13 protein-coding genes are annotated in these 15961 nt (G+C 65.6%); all 13 read left to right on the forward strand.

Annotated features, from left to right (window positions below; genetic code table 11):
- The first annotated feature begins 34 nt into the window (after window positions 1-34).
- The 13 genes from motA to IV112_RS06665 all read left to right on the forward strand — a co-directional run bounded on the left by motA (window position 35) and on the right by IV112_RS06665 (window position 15960).
- Window positions 35-892 carry a flagellar motor stator protein MotA gene (gene motA / locus IV112_RS06605; RefSeq protein WP_019917262.1) on the forward strand — a complete coding sequence of 286 codons (858 nt, stop codon included), beginning with the start codon at window positions 35-37 and terminating at the stop codon, window positions 890-892.
- A 50-nt stretch (window positions 893-942) separates the two neighbouring features.
- Window positions 943-1890, forward strand: a complete 948-nt coding sequence (gene motB / locus IV112_RS06610) for a flagellar motor protein MotB (protein WP_304002083.1) — start codon at window positions 943-945, stop codon at window positions 1888-1890.
- A gap of 118 nt (window positions 1891-2008) precedes the next feature.
- On the forward strand, window positions 2009-3130 hold the full coding sequence (locus IV112_RS06615) for a methyl-accepting chemotaxis protein (protein WP_304002087.1): 1122 nt from the start codon (window positions 2009-2011) through the stop codon (window positions 3128-3130).
- Window positions 3131-3142: 12 nt separating this feature from the next.
- Complete coding sequence (locus IV112_RS06620; protein WP_019917265.1) at window positions 3143-3508, forward strand: response regulator; 366 nt, start codon at window positions 3143-3145, stop codon at window positions 3506-3508.
- Window positions 3509-3539: 31 nt separating this feature from the next.
- Window positions 3540-5753 carry a chemotaxis protein CheW gene (locus IV112_RS06625; RefSeq protein WP_304002092.1) on the forward strand — a complete coding sequence of 738 codons (2214 nt, stop codon included), beginning with the start codon at window positions 3540-3542 and terminating at the stop codon, window positions 5751-5753.
- Window positions 5754-5911: 158 nt separating this feature from the next.
- A complete protein-coding gene (locus IV112_RS06630; protein WP_304002095.1) occupies window positions 5912-6421 on the forward strand; it encodes a chemotaxis protein CheW in 510 nt (169 codons plus the stop codon).
- Window positions 6422-6432: 11 nt separating this feature from the next.
- Entirely contained in the window at window positions 6433-8820 is a 2388-nt protein-coding gene (locus IV112_RS06635) for a methyl-accepting chemotaxis protein (protein WP_304002098.1), read from the forward strand.
- A 68-nt stretch (window positions 8821-8888) separates the two neighbouring features.
- Window positions 8889-9773 carry a CheR family methyltransferase gene (locus IV112_RS06640; protein WP_020165477.1) on the forward strand — a complete coding sequence of 295 codons (885 nt, stop codon included), beginning with the start codon at window positions 8889-8891 and terminating at the stop codon, window positions 9771-9773.
- Window positions 9748-10377 carry a chemoreceptor glutamine deamidase CheD gene (cheD, locus tag IV112_RS06645; protein ID WP_020165476.1) on the forward strand — a complete coding sequence of 210 codons (630 nt, stop codon included), beginning with the start codon at window positions 9748-9750 and terminating at the stop codon, window positions 10375-10377. The genes IV112_RS06640 and cheD overlap by 26 nt, the downstream gene beginning before the upstream one ends.
- A 23-nt stretch (window positions 10378-10400) precedes the next feature.
- Window positions 10401-11474: a protein-glutamate methylesterase/protein-glutamine glutaminase gene (locus tag IV112_RS06650; protein ID WP_296812816.1), complete on the forward strand. Its 1074-nt coding sequence runs from the start codon at window positions 10401-10403 to the stop codon at window positions 11472-11474.
- Between the two features lie 47 nt (window positions 11475-11521).
- Complete coding sequence (locus tag IV112_RS06655; protein ID WP_020165474.1) at window positions 11522-11827, forward strand: STAS domain-containing protein; 306 nt, start codon at window positions 11522-11524, stop codon at window positions 11825-11827.
- 174 nt (window positions 11828-12001) lie between these two features.
- Window positions 12002-13708: a methyl-accepting chemotaxis protein gene (locus IV112_RS06660; RefSeq protein ID WP_020165473.1), complete on the forward strand. Its 1707-nt coding sequence runs from the start codon at window positions 12002-12004 to the stop codon at window positions 13706-13708.
- A gap of 230 nt (window positions 13709-13938) precedes the next feature.
- Window positions 13939-15960, forward strand: a complete 2022-nt coding sequence (locus tag IV112_RS06665) for a methyl-accepting chemotaxis protein (protein ID WP_304002110.1) — start codon at window positions 13939-13941, stop codon at window positions 15958-15960.
- The last annotated feature ends 1 nt before the right edge of the window (window position 15961 follow it).

Genomic DNA, 15961 nt, shown 5'->3' on the forward strand with positions numbered 1-15961 from the left:
TGCCCCGAACATCCGTCATACACAGGGAAATTCCATGTTTCTGATCATCGGCTACGTGATCATCCTTGCCGCTTCGGTCGGCACCTACGCACTGCACGGCAGTCTGGCCGCGCTGTGGGTGCCCGCCGAGTACGTCGCCATCTTCGGTCTGATGATCGGTGGCTTCGTGGCTGGCAACGGCATGGCTGCAATCAAGGCGACGGTGGCCGCGCTGCCGTCGGTATTCAAGGGTTCGTCCTACAACAAGGCCTTCTACGTGGACGTGCTGGCCATGCTGTACGAAATCCTGGCCAAGGTGCGCAAGGAAGGGCTGATGTCGATCGAAGCCGACGTCGAGAATCCCGAATCCAGCCCCATCTTCTCCAAGTACCCCAACTTTCTCGCCGACCACCACGCGGTGGACTTCCTGACCGACTACCTCCGCATGATGGTGGGCGGCAACCTGAACGCCTTCGAGATCGCCGACCTGATGGACGCCGAGATCGAAACCCACCACTCCGAACAGCATGTCGCCGTGCATTGCGTGTCGAAGATGGCCGACGGTGTGCCGGCCTTCGGCATCGTCGTCGCGGTGATGGGTGTGGTGAACGTGATGGGCTCGGTCGGTCAGCCGCCGGCCGTGCTGGGCAAGATGATCGGCGGCGCGCTGGTCGGCACCTTCCTCGGCATCCTGCTCTCCTACGGTTTCGTCGCGCCGATCGCCTCCCAGCTCGAACAGAAGATGGAAGAGGGCGGCAAGATCTACGAGTGCATGAAGGTGGTGCTGCTGGCCAGCATGAACGGCTACGCGCCGCAGGTGGCGATCGAGTTCGGCCGCAAGGTGCTGTACTCGCCGGACCGCCCCAGCTTCAAGGAGCTGGAGGACGAAGTGAAGAGCCGCAAGGGCAAGTGAGCGGGCGCATCGCTCATCTCCTGACCTCCTCATCCACCATCGGTTGAATCATGTCCGACGATACCCAGCAGCCAATCATCGTCAAGAAGATCAAGAAGGGCGGCGGCGGTGCGCACGGCGGCGCATGGAAGATCGCCTACGCCGACTTCGTGACCGCGATGATGGCCTTCTTCCTGCTGATGTGGCTGCTCGGTTCGACCGCGCAGGGCGACCTCGAAGGGATTGCCGAGTACTTCGAGAACCCGCTGAAGGTGGCGCAGCAGGGCGGCTCCGGATCGGGCGACAGTTCGAGCGTCATCCAGGGCGGTGGACGCGACCTGACGCGGCAGGCCGGTCAGGTGAAGTACGGCGCGGTCGAGACCAAGCAGCGGTCGATCAATCTCAGCGCCAGCAGCGAAGACCAGAAGTCCGAGGAGATGAAGCGCGAGCAGCAGCGCCAGGAACGCGTCAAGCTGATCGAGCTGAAGAGCCAGATAGAGGCGCGCATCGAAGCCAATCCCGACCTGCGCCCCTTCCGCAACCAGCTCATGCTGGACGTGACGTCCGAAGGGCTGCGCATCCAGATCGTCGACGAGCAGAACCGGCCGATGTTCGCCTCGGCCAGTGACCGGCTGCAGCCTTATACCCAGGTCATCCTGCGCGAGATCGGCCTCATCCTGAACCAGGTCGACAACCGCGTCTTCCTGTCCGGGCATACCGACGCCAAGCCATTTGCCGGCGGCATCGGCGGCTTTTCCAACTGGGAGCTGTCGTCCAACCGCGCCAACGCGTCGCGGCGCGAACTGATCGCCGGCGGCATGGACCCGGACAAGGTGCTGCGGGTGGTCGGCATGAGTTCCATCATTCCATTCGACAAGGACGACCCGTTCAACCCGATCAACCGTCGCATCAGCATCATCGTGCTGAACCGCGACACCGAGCAGGCGATGCTGTCGGACGGACGTTCGGTCAACGTCGAGGACGTGGCCGGAGCGGCGGGCGCGGTCGCGCCGCCCTGATCAAGTTTCACCCCGTATCGCCGTAAAGATCGAAGTCAGTCCGTATCGTTGCCCATCGATGCCCGATGTCATGAAAATAAAACCGATCGCTCTTGTTGCCGCCTGGACCGGATCCGCAGTGTGTGCCGGTACCGCCGCCCTGCTGGCGCCGCAGTCCATGCTGCCCGTGCTGGCGGCCGTTGCCGCTGCCGCGATGCTGTGGACGCTGACGATGCTGCTGTCCGGTCGTCCGGCACTGGAAACACCGGATGAGGCACACGGCGTCGGGGCCGAACCCGACGCTGCGCATCAGCGGGTGGTGGGCAGCTCCGACTCGGTTCATGACCAGTGCAGCCGGATGAACGAGGAGCTGACGCGCGTGCAGCAGCTGCTGCATGAAGCGATCACCGGTCTGACCCAGAGCTTCCACAACATGCATGGCGAAACCACGAGCCAGCGCGAGACGGCGATGGCGCTGACCGGCGGCGACGGCAGCCAGCAGTTCGACTTCGCGCGCTTCGTCGATGAAACCTCCGGCACCATGCAGCGCGTCGTCGATAGCGTGGTTCACAACAGCAAGCTGGGAATGGAACTGGTCGAGCTGACCGAGGGCATCGCCCGCGAAACCGAGAGCGTGCGCGCATTGCTCGGCGAGATCGGCGGCATTTCCAAACAGACCAATCTGCTCGCACTGAATGCGGCGATCGAAGCAGCGCGCGCCGGCGAGGCGGGCCGCGGCTTTGCGGTGGTGGCTGATGAGGTGCGCGACCTCTCGGCGCGCACCAGCGACTTCAGCCAGCAGATCGTCACCCTGGTCGATCGGGTCCAGGCCAATGTGAAGATGACCGAATCGGCGCTCGCCAACATGGCCGGCCAGGACATGACCTTCGCGCTGGAGTCGAAGACGCGCGTCGAAACCGTCGTGCGCGGCCTCGAAATGCTGCATCAGCGCCGCCAGCAGTCCATCGTCGATCTCGGCGCGTCGGTCGAACGTGTGGATCAGGCGGTGGCACACGCCGTGACCTCGCTGCAGTTCCAGGACATGACCGCGCAGCTGATCGGCCACGTACAGAAGCGCATCGGCGCGATCGACGGCGTGTGCGCCAGCGTGCGCGAACTGTCGCGTGCGGCGGCGCTGGGCAACGCATCACCCGAACTTGCACAGCGTGTCGATGACGCGCTGGCGCATCTGGCGGTTGTAGACAGCACGAATCCGGTGGCCCAAAAGGCCTACCAAGAAGGCGAAATAGAACTGTTCTGAAGGAGAAGTACCATGGCAAAGACCGTGCTTGCGATCGACGATTCCGCGTCGATCCGCCAGATGGTGGCATTCACGCTGAAGAGCTCGGGATACGAGGTGATCGAGGCCGTCGACGGTCAGGACGGTCTGGACAAGGCCAAGGCCAAGTCGGTCAACCTGGTGCTGACCGACCAGAACATGCCGCGCATGGATGGCCTGACGCTGATCCGCAACCTGCGCAGCATGGCGCAATACAAGGCCACGCCCATCCTGATGCTGACCACCGAATCGTCCGATGCGATGAAGGCCCAGGGGCGCGCCGCCGGCGCGACCGGCTGGCTGGTCAAACCCTTCGACCCGCAGAAGCTGGTCGAGGTGGTGAAGAAAGTCATCGGCTGATCCACCCTTACCTGGCGCGGGGAGACAGTCCATGACGGTGGACATGAGCCAGTTCTACCAGGTGTTCTTCGAGGAAGCGGCGGAGCATCTGGCGAACATGGAGCAGATGCTGCTCGACATCGATCTGCAGAGCATCGATGACGAAGAAATGAACGCGATCTTCCGCGCCGCCCATTCGATCAAGGGCAGTGCGGGCACTTTCGGCTTTCACGACCTCGCCCAGGTCACGCACGAACTCGAAACCCTGCTCGACCGCGTGCGCAAGCACGAGGTCGTCATGACGGCGGCGATGGTCGACGCCTCGCTCGAAGCAGGCGACCTGCTGCGCGACCTGGTGGCGGCGCATCGTGGCGAGGGCGCGGCCGACATGGCACGCGTGGCCGAGGTGTGTGCGTCGATCAAGCGCCTGTATAGCGATCCGGTATCGGTTGCCGACGAGGACCCGCAGCCGGTGTCGGCGGCGGCGCTGCCGTGCAGTTTCCGTTTCAGTTTCATGCTGCCGCAGAGCTGCGCCGATGCGGCTGGCGTGATGGAGAACATGAGTGCCGAGCTCGAAGCGCTCGGCAGCCGCGTCGTGGACGTGTCGATCGATGCCGCCGGTCGCTGGCAGTGCCTGCTGGGCGGCCGTGTCGACGCCGCCGCAGTGCGCGACATCGTCGAGTTCATCGCCAGCCCCGGCAGCTACGCCGAGGGCGAAGCGGCATCCGCACCGGCTGCTGCTGCCGACGACGCGTGGGGGTTGTTCGACGCGACGCCAGCCACGCAAGACGACGCCGGCGACGGCAGTTACGGCTTCTTCGATGCTCCGGCACCCGTTGCCGCGGATGCGCAGGACGACAGCTTCGGCTTCTTCGACGCCGCACCCGGTGTGCCGACCACGGCCGTGCCGCAAACGGCTGCGGTGGACGACAGTTTCGGGCTGTTCGAGCCGCTGCCGGTTGAATCTGCCGCGGTGCTGCCGCTGGCGGCGCAGCCGGTAGCCAAGTCGGGCGCACCGGCTGCCGACAGTGCGCCGGAGCCGGCAAAGCCCGCAGCAGCAACGCGGACCGCCAAGACGACGGGCGGCGACACCTCCATCCGTGTCGGCGTCGACAAGGTGGACCAGATCATCAATCTGGTCGGCGAGCTGGTGATCACGCAGGCCATGCTGGCGTCGGCTGCATCCAAGCTTGACCCGGTCGAGTTCGAGCGCCTGATGAATGGCGTGCAGCAACTCGAACGCAATACGCGCGATCTGCAGGAATCGGTCATGTCCATCCGCATGCTGCCGATGTCCACCGTGTTCTCGCGCTTTCCGCGCGTGGTGCGCGACCTGTCGCAGAAGCTGGGCAAGCAGGTACGTCTGGTGCTCGCCGGCGAATCGACCGAACTGGACAAGGGCCTGATCGAGCGCATCGCCGATCCACTCACCCACCTGGTACGCAACAGCCTGGATCACGGCATCGAAACGCCGGACGTGCGCGAAGCGCGCGGCAAGCCGCGCGAGGGCACGATCACGCTGAAGGCTTCGCACCAGAGCGGCAACATCGTCATCGAGGTCGGTGACGACGGCGCCGGCCTGAACCGCGAGCGCATCCTGTCCAAGGCACGCGAGCGCGGCCTGCCGGTCAGCGACGGCATGAGCGACCAGGAGGTCTGGGGACTCATCTTCGAAGCCGGCTTCTCGACCGCTGATCAGGTGACCGAGGTGTCCGGCCGCGGCGTCGGCATGGACGTCGTGAAGAAGAACATCACCGCGATGGGCGGCCGCGTCGACATCGAATCGATGACCGGCGTCGGCACCCGCATGACGGTGCGCCTGCCGCTGACGCTGGCCATCCTCGACGGCATGTCCGTCGCCGTTGGCGCTGACACCTACATCGTGCCGCTGAACTACGTGGTCGAATCGCTGCAGCCGACCGCGGCCATGATCAAGAGCGTCGGCGGCGAGCCGCGGCTGGTGCAGGTACGCAACGAGTACCTGAACATCCTGACGCTGAGGGGCGCGCTCGGCCTCGCCGGCGGCACCACGGATCTCGAACGCGGCATCCTGGTCGTGCTCGAGGCGGATGGCGGCAAGATCGCGCTGTTCGTCGATGAACTGGTCGGTCAGCACCAGGTGGTGATCAAGAGCCTGGAGGCGAACTATCGCAAGGTGGTTGGCATTTCCGGCGCCACCATCATGGGCGATGGCCACGTCGGGCTCATTCTCGACGTGCCGTCGCTGGTCGAATCGGCACGCGGCAGGCTGGCCGCCGCCGCCTGATCCGCGTCCTGCTGGATGCCCCACCTGCCAGCGATCGGGTGGGGACATCCTCGTCGTTCTCCCGTCTTGCGTACCCGCAAAATTAGGTGCTTCCCAGCCTCAAGGCGCCCGCCTTGCATGCCGTTACAACTTCAGTAATCGCAGCGAGGGAGCAGAAGATGATGCAGGCGGCGCAGGCGGTGTCGCACCGGCCGGACGACGGCGCGGAGGGTAGTTACGCCCAGGAGTACCTCACCTTCACGCTGGGTGAGGAGGAGTACGCAATCGATATTCTCAAGGTGCAGGAGATCCGCGGCTACGACGCGGTCACCAGCATTGCGCACGCACCCCCCTTTATCAAGGGTGTGATCAATCTGCGCGGCACCATCGTTCCCATTGTCGACCTGCGCATCAAGTTCGGTGTCGGCGTCGTCGAATACACACCGTTCACGGTCACCATCATCCTGAATGTCGGCGGTCGTGTCGTCGGCATGGTGGTCGATTCGGTGTCCGACGTGCTTGCGCTCGAATCGTCGAAGATCCTGCCGGCACCGGAATTCTCGTCCAGCCTAGACACCCGCTACATCCATGGTCTGGGTTCCATCGACGAGCGGATGCTCATCGTCGTCGATATCGAAAAGCTCATGCTGTCGGCCGACATGGCGTTGGTCGACGATCAGGTTCACTGAAGGTGGCACACATGGATTCTTCCAACGCATCCCCGGCCGCCGCGCGCGGCCTGACCGTCCAGCAGCGGCTGATGGTCATCGTTGCCGCCAGTCTGGCCGGCATCCTGCTGCTGGCCGCGGTACTGCTGGCCGGCATGCGCAGCACCATGATCGAGGACCGCAAGAACGCCGCGCGCTTCGCGGTCGAATCGGCCTGGGGCGTCGTCGATGCCTTCCACAAGCGCGCATTGTCCGGCGAACTGACGCAGGAGGAGGCGCGCAAGCAGGCGATGAACACGCTGCGCACGATGCGCTACAACGGCGAGGACTATTTCTGGATCAACGATTTCGGTCCGCGCATGGTCATGCACCCGACCAAGCCGGAGCTCGACGGCAAGGATCTCAGCGGTTCGAAGGACCCGAACGGCAAGGCGCTGTTCGTCGAATTCGTCGCCGTGGCCAAGGCGAGCGGCGCCGGCTTCGTCGATTACCAGTGGCCGCGGCCGGGCGCCGACAAGCCGGTGGACAAGGTGTCCTATGTGCGCCAGTTCGAGCCCTGGGGCTGGATCGTCGGTTCCGGCATCTATGTCGATGACGTGAATGCGCTGGTGCTGAAGGAAGCGGTCCGTGTCGCGCTGATCGCGCTGCTGATCGCCGCGGTGATCGGTGTGATCGGCGTGCGACTCGGTCGCAGCATCGCCGGCCGCCTGCGCATCGCCGGCGGCCACGCCAACGAGATTGCGTCAGGCGTGCTCGACCGCCGCATCGATGCGGGAGCGCAGGATGAAGTCGGTCAGCTGATGTCGGCGCTGGAGCGCATGCGCACCGATCTGCAGGCGCGCGCGGAGCGCGAGCGGGTAATCGCCGAGGAGAACCTGCGCGCGCGCACCGCGCTCGACTTCGTCACCACCAATGTGCGCATCGCCGACAACGACGGCAAGGTGCTGTACGCCAACCGCGCGATGCACGGCACGGTGACCCGCATCGCTGACGAACTGCGTCGTCACATCCCCGGCTTCTCGCTGGAGAACTTCATCGGTTGCAATATTTCGGCGATCTGCACCAATCCGGACTTCGTGCGCAAGTCGAGGACGACAGCGGACGGCTATCGCGCTGAACTCGTCATTGGCCGCAACGTGTTCGAGCTGGTATCGACGCCGATCATCGGCGAATCGGGCGAACGCATCGGTACGGTTGGCGAATGGATAGACCGCACCGAAGAGGTGGCGATCGAGCAGCAGGTGACCGACGTGGTCGCGGCCGCCGGACAGGGTGATTTCACGCAGCGGCTGTCGGTCGACGACAAGCAGGGCTTCTTCCGCCAACTGGCCGAAGGGCTCAACGGCCTGGTCGAACAGGTGTCGGTCAGCCTGTCAGACGTGGCGACGGTACTGAGCGGTGTATCGGGCGGCGATCTGACTCGGCGCATCGATCGCAACTACAGCGGCCTGTTCGGGCAACTCAAGGACGACACGAACACGACGGTCGAGAAGCTGCGCGAAGTGGTTGGCCGGATCAAGGATTCGACGGAAGCGATCAACACGGCGGCACGGGAGATCGCGGCGGGCAACAGTGACCTGAGTTCGCGCACCGAAGAGCAGGCGAGCTCGCTGGAAGAGACGGCGAGTTCGATGGAAGAGCTGAACGCGACGGTGAAGCAAAACGCGGAAAGTGCGCAGAAGGCGAACGAGCTGGGTCGTCAGAGCAACGAAGCGGTGATGCGCGGCGCGGAGACGGTGAAGCGGGTGGTGTCGACGATGTCGGACATCCAGGACTCGAGCCGGAAGATCGCGGACATCATCGGCGTGATCGACTCGATCGCGTTCCAGACCAACATCCTTGCGCTGAACGCGGCGGTGGAAGCGGCGCGCGCGGGCGAGCAGGGCCGGGGCTTTGCGGTGGTGGCGAGCGAGGTTCGCAACCTCGCGCAGCGCAGTGCGCAGGCGGCGAAGGAGATCAAGGGGCTGATCGCCGACTCGGTGGAGCGTGTCGATGGCGGCGCGCGCCTGGTGGCGGAGGCGGGCGCGACGATGGAACAGGTGGTCGACAGCTTCCGTCAAGTGACGGGTCTGGTGACCGACATTGCGTCTGCGAGCCAGGAACAGTCGACGGGGATTGCGCAGGTGACGCAGGCGGTGAGCCAGATGGACGGGGTGACGCAGCAGAACGCGGCACTGGTGGAACAGGCGGCGGCGGCGGCGGAAAGTCTGGAAGAGCAGGCGCGTTCGCTGATGCGCGCGGTGGGTCAGTTCAAGCTGGACGAGGGTGGTCGTGTGACCGCGTCGTTCGAGGCGGCGCGCGAGGCGGCGAACAGCGAGCCGGTGCTGCCGCGTTCGCGCGGCGGTGCGCTGGGCAAGGTCAAGCGCATTGCGCCGACGGCGCAGCCGGCCTTCGCCGAAGAGGACTGGGAAGAGTTCTGAACGCAGGCAGTCACTGAATCGTCGTTCCACATGGAATCTGCATCGTGAACACAGGCAGCAAGGCAAGCATGACCACGCACTCGGCAGCGCAGATCACGCGCCAGCTGTCCGAAGTGAAGACACTGACCGGCAGCACGCGCGAGTTCAGCTTCACGCGTGAGGACTTCGATCGCATCGCGAAGATGATTCACCAGTACGCCGGCATTTCGCTGTCGCCGATCAAGTTCGACATGGTGTACAGCCGGCTGGCCCGCCGGCTGCGCGCCACCGGCGACGCAACCTTTGCCGACTACATCCGCCGGCTGGAGCGCAACGACCGCACCGAATGGGAAACCTTCGTCAATTCGCTGACGACCAACCTCACCTCCTTCTTCCGTGAGGCCCACCACTTCGATCTGCTGAAGCAGCACCTGACCAAGCTGGGCAAGCCCAACGCGCGCATCTGGTGCAGCGCCGCCTCGACCGGCGAAGAACCGTATTCGATCGCCATCACCTGCTGCGAGCTGTACGGCTCGATGACGCCGCCAGTCGAAATCATCGCCTCCGACATCGACACCCAGGTGCTGGCGCAGGGCCAGGCGGGCGTCTATGGCGAAGAGCGCATCGAGAAGCTGTCACCGGAACTGGTGCGCAAATACTTCCTGCGCGGCACCGGCAGCCGTTCCGGCGAGGTGAGGGTGCGTCCGGAACTGCAGCGGCTGATCCGCTTCACCCGGGTGAACCTGCTCGAACCGAACTGGCCGGTGCGCGGGCCGCTGGAAGCCATCTTCTGCCGCAACGTCATGATCTATTTCGACAAGCCCACGCAGTACGGCATCCTCAAGCGTTACGTACCGCTGCTGCGACCCGACGGGCTGCTGTTTGCCGGCCACTCGGAGAGCTTCTCGCACGCGGTCGACCTGTTCCGCAATCTGGGTAGGACGGTATATGCGCGCGCTGACGGCGGTCGATAGCCATGGCCCCGGCCTGATCGAGCATCAGGCGGCGCAGCGCTACTACGACCGCAACTTCTCGCGCGAGGCGGTCAAGATCCTGCCGGGCGAATTCTTCGTCACCACCCGTGACATGCTGCTGGTGACGGTGCTCGGCTCCTGCGTCGCCGCCTGCATACGCGATCCCGAGCGCGGCATCGGCGGCATGAATCATTTCATGCTGCCGGATGCCGGCAGCGGCGTGATGAGCCGCTCGGCACGCTACGGTGCTTACGCGATGGAACTGCTGGTAAACGAACTGATCAAGGCCGGAGCACGTCGCTCGGCGTTGCAGGCCAAGGTGTTCGGTGGCGGGCGCGTGATGGCAACGCTGGCCAATGCCAACGTCGGCGAGCGCAATGCCGATTTCGTGCTCGACTATCTGGCCAACGAGGGCATTCCGGTGCTGGCGCAGGATCTGCTGGACAGTCATGCCCGGAAGATCTACTTCTTCCCGCACGCCGGGCGTGTGCTGATGAAGAAGCTTGCCCGCGTGAACAACGATACGCTGGCGCGCCGCGAACGCGAGTACCAGGAAAGACTCGCCCGCGACGACGCCTCGGGCGACATCGAGCTGTTCTCCTGATCGGGGGCATGGAGGAGCATGGAATGAAGATCAGGGTTCTGGTGGTCGACGATTCCGCGGTGATGCGGGCGGTGCTGACCGAGATCATCAATCAGGCGCCCGACATGGAAGTCGTCGGCACGGCGCCCGACGCGGCGGTGGCCCGGCAGAAGGTGAAGGAAACGTCGCCCGACGTGCTCACGCTGGACGTCGAAATGCCGAACATGAACGGGCTGGAATTCCTCGACAAGGTGATGCGGCTGCGCCCGATGCCGGTCATCATGATTTCGAGCCAGACCGCGCAGGGATCGGAAACGACGCTGCAGGCGCTTGAACTGGGCGCCGTCGACTACGTGGCCAAACCGCGCGGATCGCTTGCCGGGCTGCCGGTCAGCTACGCGCAGGAAATACACGAAAAGATCCGCGCGGCCTACGGCGCGCGACTGAAAGTGCTGCGTGCCGCGCCGGCCGAGCCCGCGCCCGCTGCTGCTGCCCGGCCAGCGCCCGCCGCGACCTCGGCCTGGGGCGACCGCATCGTCTGCATCGGCGCCTCCACCGGTGGCACCGAAGCGATCAAGGAAGTGCTGTGCCGCCTGCCGGCGAACATGCCGGGCATCGTGATGGTGCAGCACATGCCTGAAATGTTTACCGCGAGCTTCGCCCGCCGCCTCGATTCGCTGGCCCGTGTCCGCGTCAAGGAGGCGGAGCAGGGCGAGCGCATCCTGCCCGGCCATGCCTATCTGGCGCCCGGGCATTCGCATCTGGAAATCCGCCGCAGTGGCACCGGCTATGTCTGCGAACTGCTGCAGACGCCGCCCTACAACAGGCACCGGCCGGCGGTGGACGTGCTGTTCAATTCGGCTGCCCAGCACGCTCGCGGCAGTGCGGTCGCCGCCTTGCTGACCGGCATGGGCAAGGACGGCGCGCAGGGCATGCTGGCCATGCGCCGCGCTGGCGCATGGACCATAGGGCAGGACCAGGAAAGCTGCGTCGTATATGGCATGCCGCGCGAGGCAGCGCAGATCGGCGCCTGCTGCGAGGTGGCGCCACTGACCCAGGTGGCCGAGCGCATCGTCGCCGCATTGCAGGGCGGGCGCCGGCTCGCGGCTCACGGATGAGCCGTCGCCGCGTCGTTCATTCAACCACTCACTGATCAAGACCACGCATGGAAATCCGCACCTCCGTCATCGACCGACTTGCCCGCATCTCGCTGGGTGGCCGCTTCGACTTCTCTTCGCATCGCGCATTCCGTGAAACCACCGAGCGCATGATGGCGGGCGACGCCATCGACACGCTGGAAATCGACCTCTCTGCGGTGACCTATCTCGACAGCTCGGCCCTGGGCATGCTGCTGATGCTGCGCGACAAGGCACGCGCCGCCCATTGCGTGGTGCGGCTCGTGAACTGCAGTGCGCCGGTACGCCAGGTCATCGAGGTCGCCAATTTCCAGAAGCTGTTCACCATCACCTGAGGCTGGCCGGACCTTAGCCGAGGCCTTGCCACGCCAAGCGTCTCAAGTTCGGACGCTTCAGGTCGTAACTCTCTTCACCACGGACAGGCACACGATGCCCAGGGTCCGACCATGCCGCGCGGGCGATGGGGCTTGCGCGACGCGGAAAGACCCTTACCGGACAGGAGAGGAACGATGACAACAAGCAAGCGCGCAGCGACGCGCAGCATTTTGCCCTGGCTGGGCCTTTTTTCCGCACTGCTGATCACCCACCTCGGCCTTTACGCGTACAGCGCATCGGCCTTCACCCTGAGCGGCGCACTGATTGCCGCGGCCCTGGCCGCGACGGGGGCTTTCATTGCACGCACAACGGCCGTCCTGATGTTCGAGCGTCCGCTCGAAACCATGGTCGCCGGTCTCGAACAAGCCCGCATGTCGGGCGATCTCACCTATCGTCTCGACGCGCGTGGCGGCGGTGCGCTGCCGCGACTGGCAGAGAGCTACAACCGCCTGGTCACCGAGTTCAGCGCGGCGATGGCCAAGATGCTGTTCACCTCGCAGCGCCTGCAGGACACCTGCAGCGGCCTCGGCAAGGGGGCGGAGCGCGTCGCCGGCTCGGCCGAGCAGCAATGCGCTGCCTCGCAGGCCGCCAGCGGCGACGTCGGCAACATGAAGATGAGCATGGAGACGGCGACCGAAGCGGCCGCCGGCACCGTCGACGATGCGACCCGATCGCGCGAGCTGTCGCAGAAGGGCGCGCAGGTGGTCAGTCGCGTCGCCGAGGAGATGGCGCGCGTTGCCGGCAGCGTGTCCGAAAGCGCGCGCCAGATCGAACATCTGGGCAAGCGCTCGGAGGAGATCGGCTCGGTCGTGCAGGTGATCCGCGAGATCGCCGACCAGACCAATCTGCTGGCGCTGAACGCGGCCATTGAGGCGGCACGTGCCGGCGAACAGGGCCGCGGCTTCGCGGTCGTGGCCGACGAGGTGCGCAAGCTGGCCGAGCGCACGGCGGCGTCCACCGGTCAGATCCATTCGATGATTTCCGCCGTGCAGCGCGAAACCGCCGACGCTGCGTCGGTCATCCGCGCCAGCGCGGTCGAGGCGCGCACCGGCGCCGACCTGACCAGCGAGGCGGTGGCCACGCTGGAAAGCATCCGCGAATGTGCCGACGCGACGCTGGAGCGCGTGGGCGGTACGGTCGAAGCCATGCGTCAGAACCGGGCGCTGGGCGAACAGGTCGAGCAGCACGTGCAGCGCATTTTCGCGATGGCGGAATCGAATCGCGAGGTGTCCAGTTCGACCGCCGCTGAGGCGTCGCGGCTGGACGTGCTGTCGAGCAATCTGGCCGAGCTGTCGCAGGTGTTCCGTCTCGGCAGCTACGGCGAACAGGCTGTGGCTGCGCATGCCCGCATGCCGGACATCGTGGCCGATGCGGCGCAGCGGATCGGTGCCTGTCTGGAGGCGGCGGTCAAGCGCGGCGAAATCAGGATGGAAGACCTGTTCGACGAGAACTACCAGCCCATCGCCGGTACCAAGCCGACCAAGTACAGCACCAAGTTCGACGCGCTGACGGACCGACTCTTCCCGGCGATCCAGGAACCGCTGCTCGATCGGCACGCCGGCCTGATCTACGCCGGTGCGGTCGACCGCAAGGGCTATTTCCCGACGCACAACAAGCGCTTCTCGCAGCCGCTGACCGGCGACGAGAAGAAGGACATCGCCGGCAACCGCACCAAGCGCATCTTCGACGACCCGGTCGGACGTCGCTGCGGTGCGCACAGCCAGCCTTTCCTGATCCAGACCTATCGCCGCGACACCGGCGAGGTGGTGCACGACATTTCGGCTCCGATCTTCGTCGGCGGTCGGCAATGGGGCGGCTTCCGCATCGGCTACGCGGCCTGAACCGCCGCCGGCACGCGGTAAGGACGACGGGGCGCCTGCGGGCGCCCCGTTGCATTTGATTCACGTCAAATGAATGCTGCATTGCAGAAAGTCCCCTCAACCCGGGTATCACGCTGCCGTAACTGACTCAGGCGGGTCGTGAAGGGGTGTCGACCCCGGGGAGCCCGCCTCGACACCGTATCCGGCCAATGCACGCAGTGCCGCGCGCCCCGGCCGACCGAGGAGAAACCATGAACGCCCTGCTTTTCCCCGCCCGCGCCCTGATGTCGCGCCTGCGGTTCGCTCCGAAGATGATGCTCGTGATGGGCATCCTGCTTGCCACGTTGGCAGCGCTGGCCACCACTGTGGCGATGTCCCGGCTCGACAGTCTGCGCAGGATGGAGCGCGAACATGTGGGCGCGCAGTACGTGCGTGCGCTGTTGACCACGATGAGCGCCATCCAGCAGCACCGTGGCCTCTCGTCGGCGATGCTGAACGGGGATGCGTCGCAGGCCGCCAAGGTCGAGGCCAAGGCAGCCGATGTTGCGCGGGGCATCGACGCGCTGAAGGCGCTCGATACGGCGCACCCCGACGCACTCGGGCAGCGGGAGAGCATCGAGCGCCTCTCGGCTGAGTGGGGGAAGGTGCGTCAGCAGATGACCGGTTCGACCGGGCGCGATAATTTCAATCGGCATTCCGCCCTGGTTGACACGCTGCTGAATGACTTCCGCACCGTGGCTGACCGTTCAGGTCTGAGCTTCGACCCCTACTCCGACACCTACACGCTGCTGGAAGCAGCCGTGAACGTTGCCCCGTACACCATCGAGTACCTCGGCAAGCTGCGCGGGCGCGCCGCGTCGATCAGTGCGCGCACCACGGTGACGCCGGACGAGGTGGTCGAACTCGCTTCGCTGCGCCAGCTTGCGGCCGGACGCATCCATGCCATGCAGCGGGTGAGCGAACGGGTGCAGGCCTTCGCCGCAAGTGAGGCGCCGGCGTTCTCGGCCGAATATGACAAGCTGCGCGCCGCCTTCGAGACGACGTCGTCGATGATCGATGACGCGGTCAAGGCGCAGCGCTTCGATCTGCCGCCGTCCGAGGTGTTCGCCCGCGCGTCGGTGCCGGTGGAGGCCTCGGTCAGGGCCATGACGGTCCTGCTCGACGCTGCCGACAAGGGCATCTCGCAGCATGCGGCGAACCTGATGCGCGAACTGGTGCTCACCTGCGTGCTGCTCGCCGCCGGCCTGCTGCTGTCGGTCTATCTGGCGCTCGGCTTGTACGCGTCGCTGAAGGATGCGATCGGCCACACGATAGACGGTGGCCGTCGTCTGGCCGAAGGCGATCTGACGGCGCGCATCCGGGTCGCCAGCCAGGACGAGTTCGGCGACATCGCCAACAGTTTCAACAGCATGGCCGACAGCCTGTCCGGTCTGATCGCCCGCGTGAAGTCGTCGGCCGGTGAGGTCAGCCAGGTCACGATGGCGCTGGCCAGTGCAACCCAGCAGATCAGCGAGGCCTCGGCCGGCCAGAGCCAGTCGGCGTCCGCCATGGCAGCCACGATCGAGGAACTGTCGGTGTCGATCAACAGCGTGTCCGACAGTGCGGCGGAAATGCGCCGCCACGCCGAATCGAGCCGCGAAGAAGCGGCCCAGGGCCACCATGCGATCGACGCTGTAAGTCATGAACTGGATGCGGTCGGCCACGTGGTGGGCGAGATTTCGCAGGCGGCCGGCGCCTTCATCGAAAGCACCCGTGCCATCGGCGACATGACCCGTCAGGTGAAGGACATCGCCGAACAGACCAATCTGCTGGCGTTGAACGCGGCCATCGAGGCGGCGCGGGCCGGCGAGCAGGGCCGCGGCTTCGCGGTCGTGGCCGACGAGGTGCGCAAGCTGGCCGAGAAGTCGGCGGTGTCGGCACAGCAGATCGACGAAGTGACGCGCGCGCTCGACGCCCGCGCCGGCGGCGTCGAGAGCGTGGTGCGCCGTGGCGTGCAGGCGATCGACAATTCCCGTAACCAGCTGTCGCAGGTCGTCGGCGCGCTCGGTCGTGCGGCCGACGCGGCGGCCTCGACTTCGCAGGGCATTTCCGGCATCGCCGAATCGGTCAGCGAACAGACCATCGCCAGCCACGACGTGGCGCGCTCGGTCGAGCAGATCGCGCAGATGAGCGAAGAGAACAGCTCGGCCATCACCGCCATGGCCAGCGAGGCGCAGCACCTGCGCGCACTGGCGATGGGGCTCGAAGAGGCGGGCGCACGCTTCCGCGTCTGAG

Origin of the sequence: Methyloversatilis discipulorum (assembly GCF_018780585.1) — a bacterium.
Lineage (GTDB): Bacteria > Pseudomonadota > Gammaproteobacteria > Burkholderiales > Rhodocyclaceae > Methyloversatilis > Methyloversatilis discipulorum_B.

Bases quoted from the DNA above. Each gene is read 5' to 3' on its own strand.
- motB (WP_304002083.1), top strand. From the start codon at position 943: ATGTCCGACGATACCCAGCAGCCAATCATCGTCAAGAAGATCAAGAAG.
- IV112_RS06635 (WP_304002098.1), top strand. From the start codon at position 6,433: ATGGATTCTTCCAACGCATCCCCGGCCGCCGCGCGCGGCCTGACCGTC.
- IV112_RS06630 (WP_304002095.1), top strand. From the start codon at position 5,912: ATGATGCAGGCGGCGCAGGCGGTGTCGCACCGGCCGGACGACGGCGCG.
- IV112_RS06655 (WP_020165474.1), top strand. From the start codon at position 11,522: ATGGAAATCCGCACCTCCGTCATCGACCGACTTGCCCGCATCTCGCTG.
- IV112_RS06650 (WP_296812816.1), top strand. From the start codon at position 10,401: ATGAAGATCAGGGTTCTGGTGGTCGACGATTCCGCGGTGATGCGGGCG.
- IV112_RS06620 (WP_019917265.1), top strand. From the start codon at position 3,143: ATGGCAAAGACCGTGCTTGCGATCGACGATTCCGCGTCGATCCGCCAG.
- IV112_RS06625 (WP_304002092.1), top strand. From the start codon at position 3,540: ATGACGGTGGACATGAGCCAGTTCTACCAGGTGTTCTTCGAGGAAGCG.
- IV112_RS06665 (WP_304002110.1), top strand. From the start codon at position 13,939: ATGAACGCCCTGCTTTTCCCCGCCCGCGCCCTGATGTCGCGCCTGCGG.
- IV112_RS06660 (WP_020165473.1), top strand. From the start codon at position 12,002: ATGACAACAAGCAAGCGCGCAGCGACGCGCAGCATTTTGCCCTGGCTG.
- cheD (WP_020165476.1), top strand. From the start codon at position 9,748: ATGCGCGCGCTGACGGCGGTCGATAGCCATGGCCCCGGCCTGATCGAG.
- motA (WP_019917262.1), top strand. From the start codon at position 35: ATGTTTCTGATCATCGGCTACGTGATCATCCTTGCCGCTTCGGTCGGC.
- IV112_RS06640 (WP_020165477.1), top strand. From the start codon at position 8,889: ATGACCACGCACTCGGCAGCGCAGATCACGCGCCAGCTGTCCGAAGTG.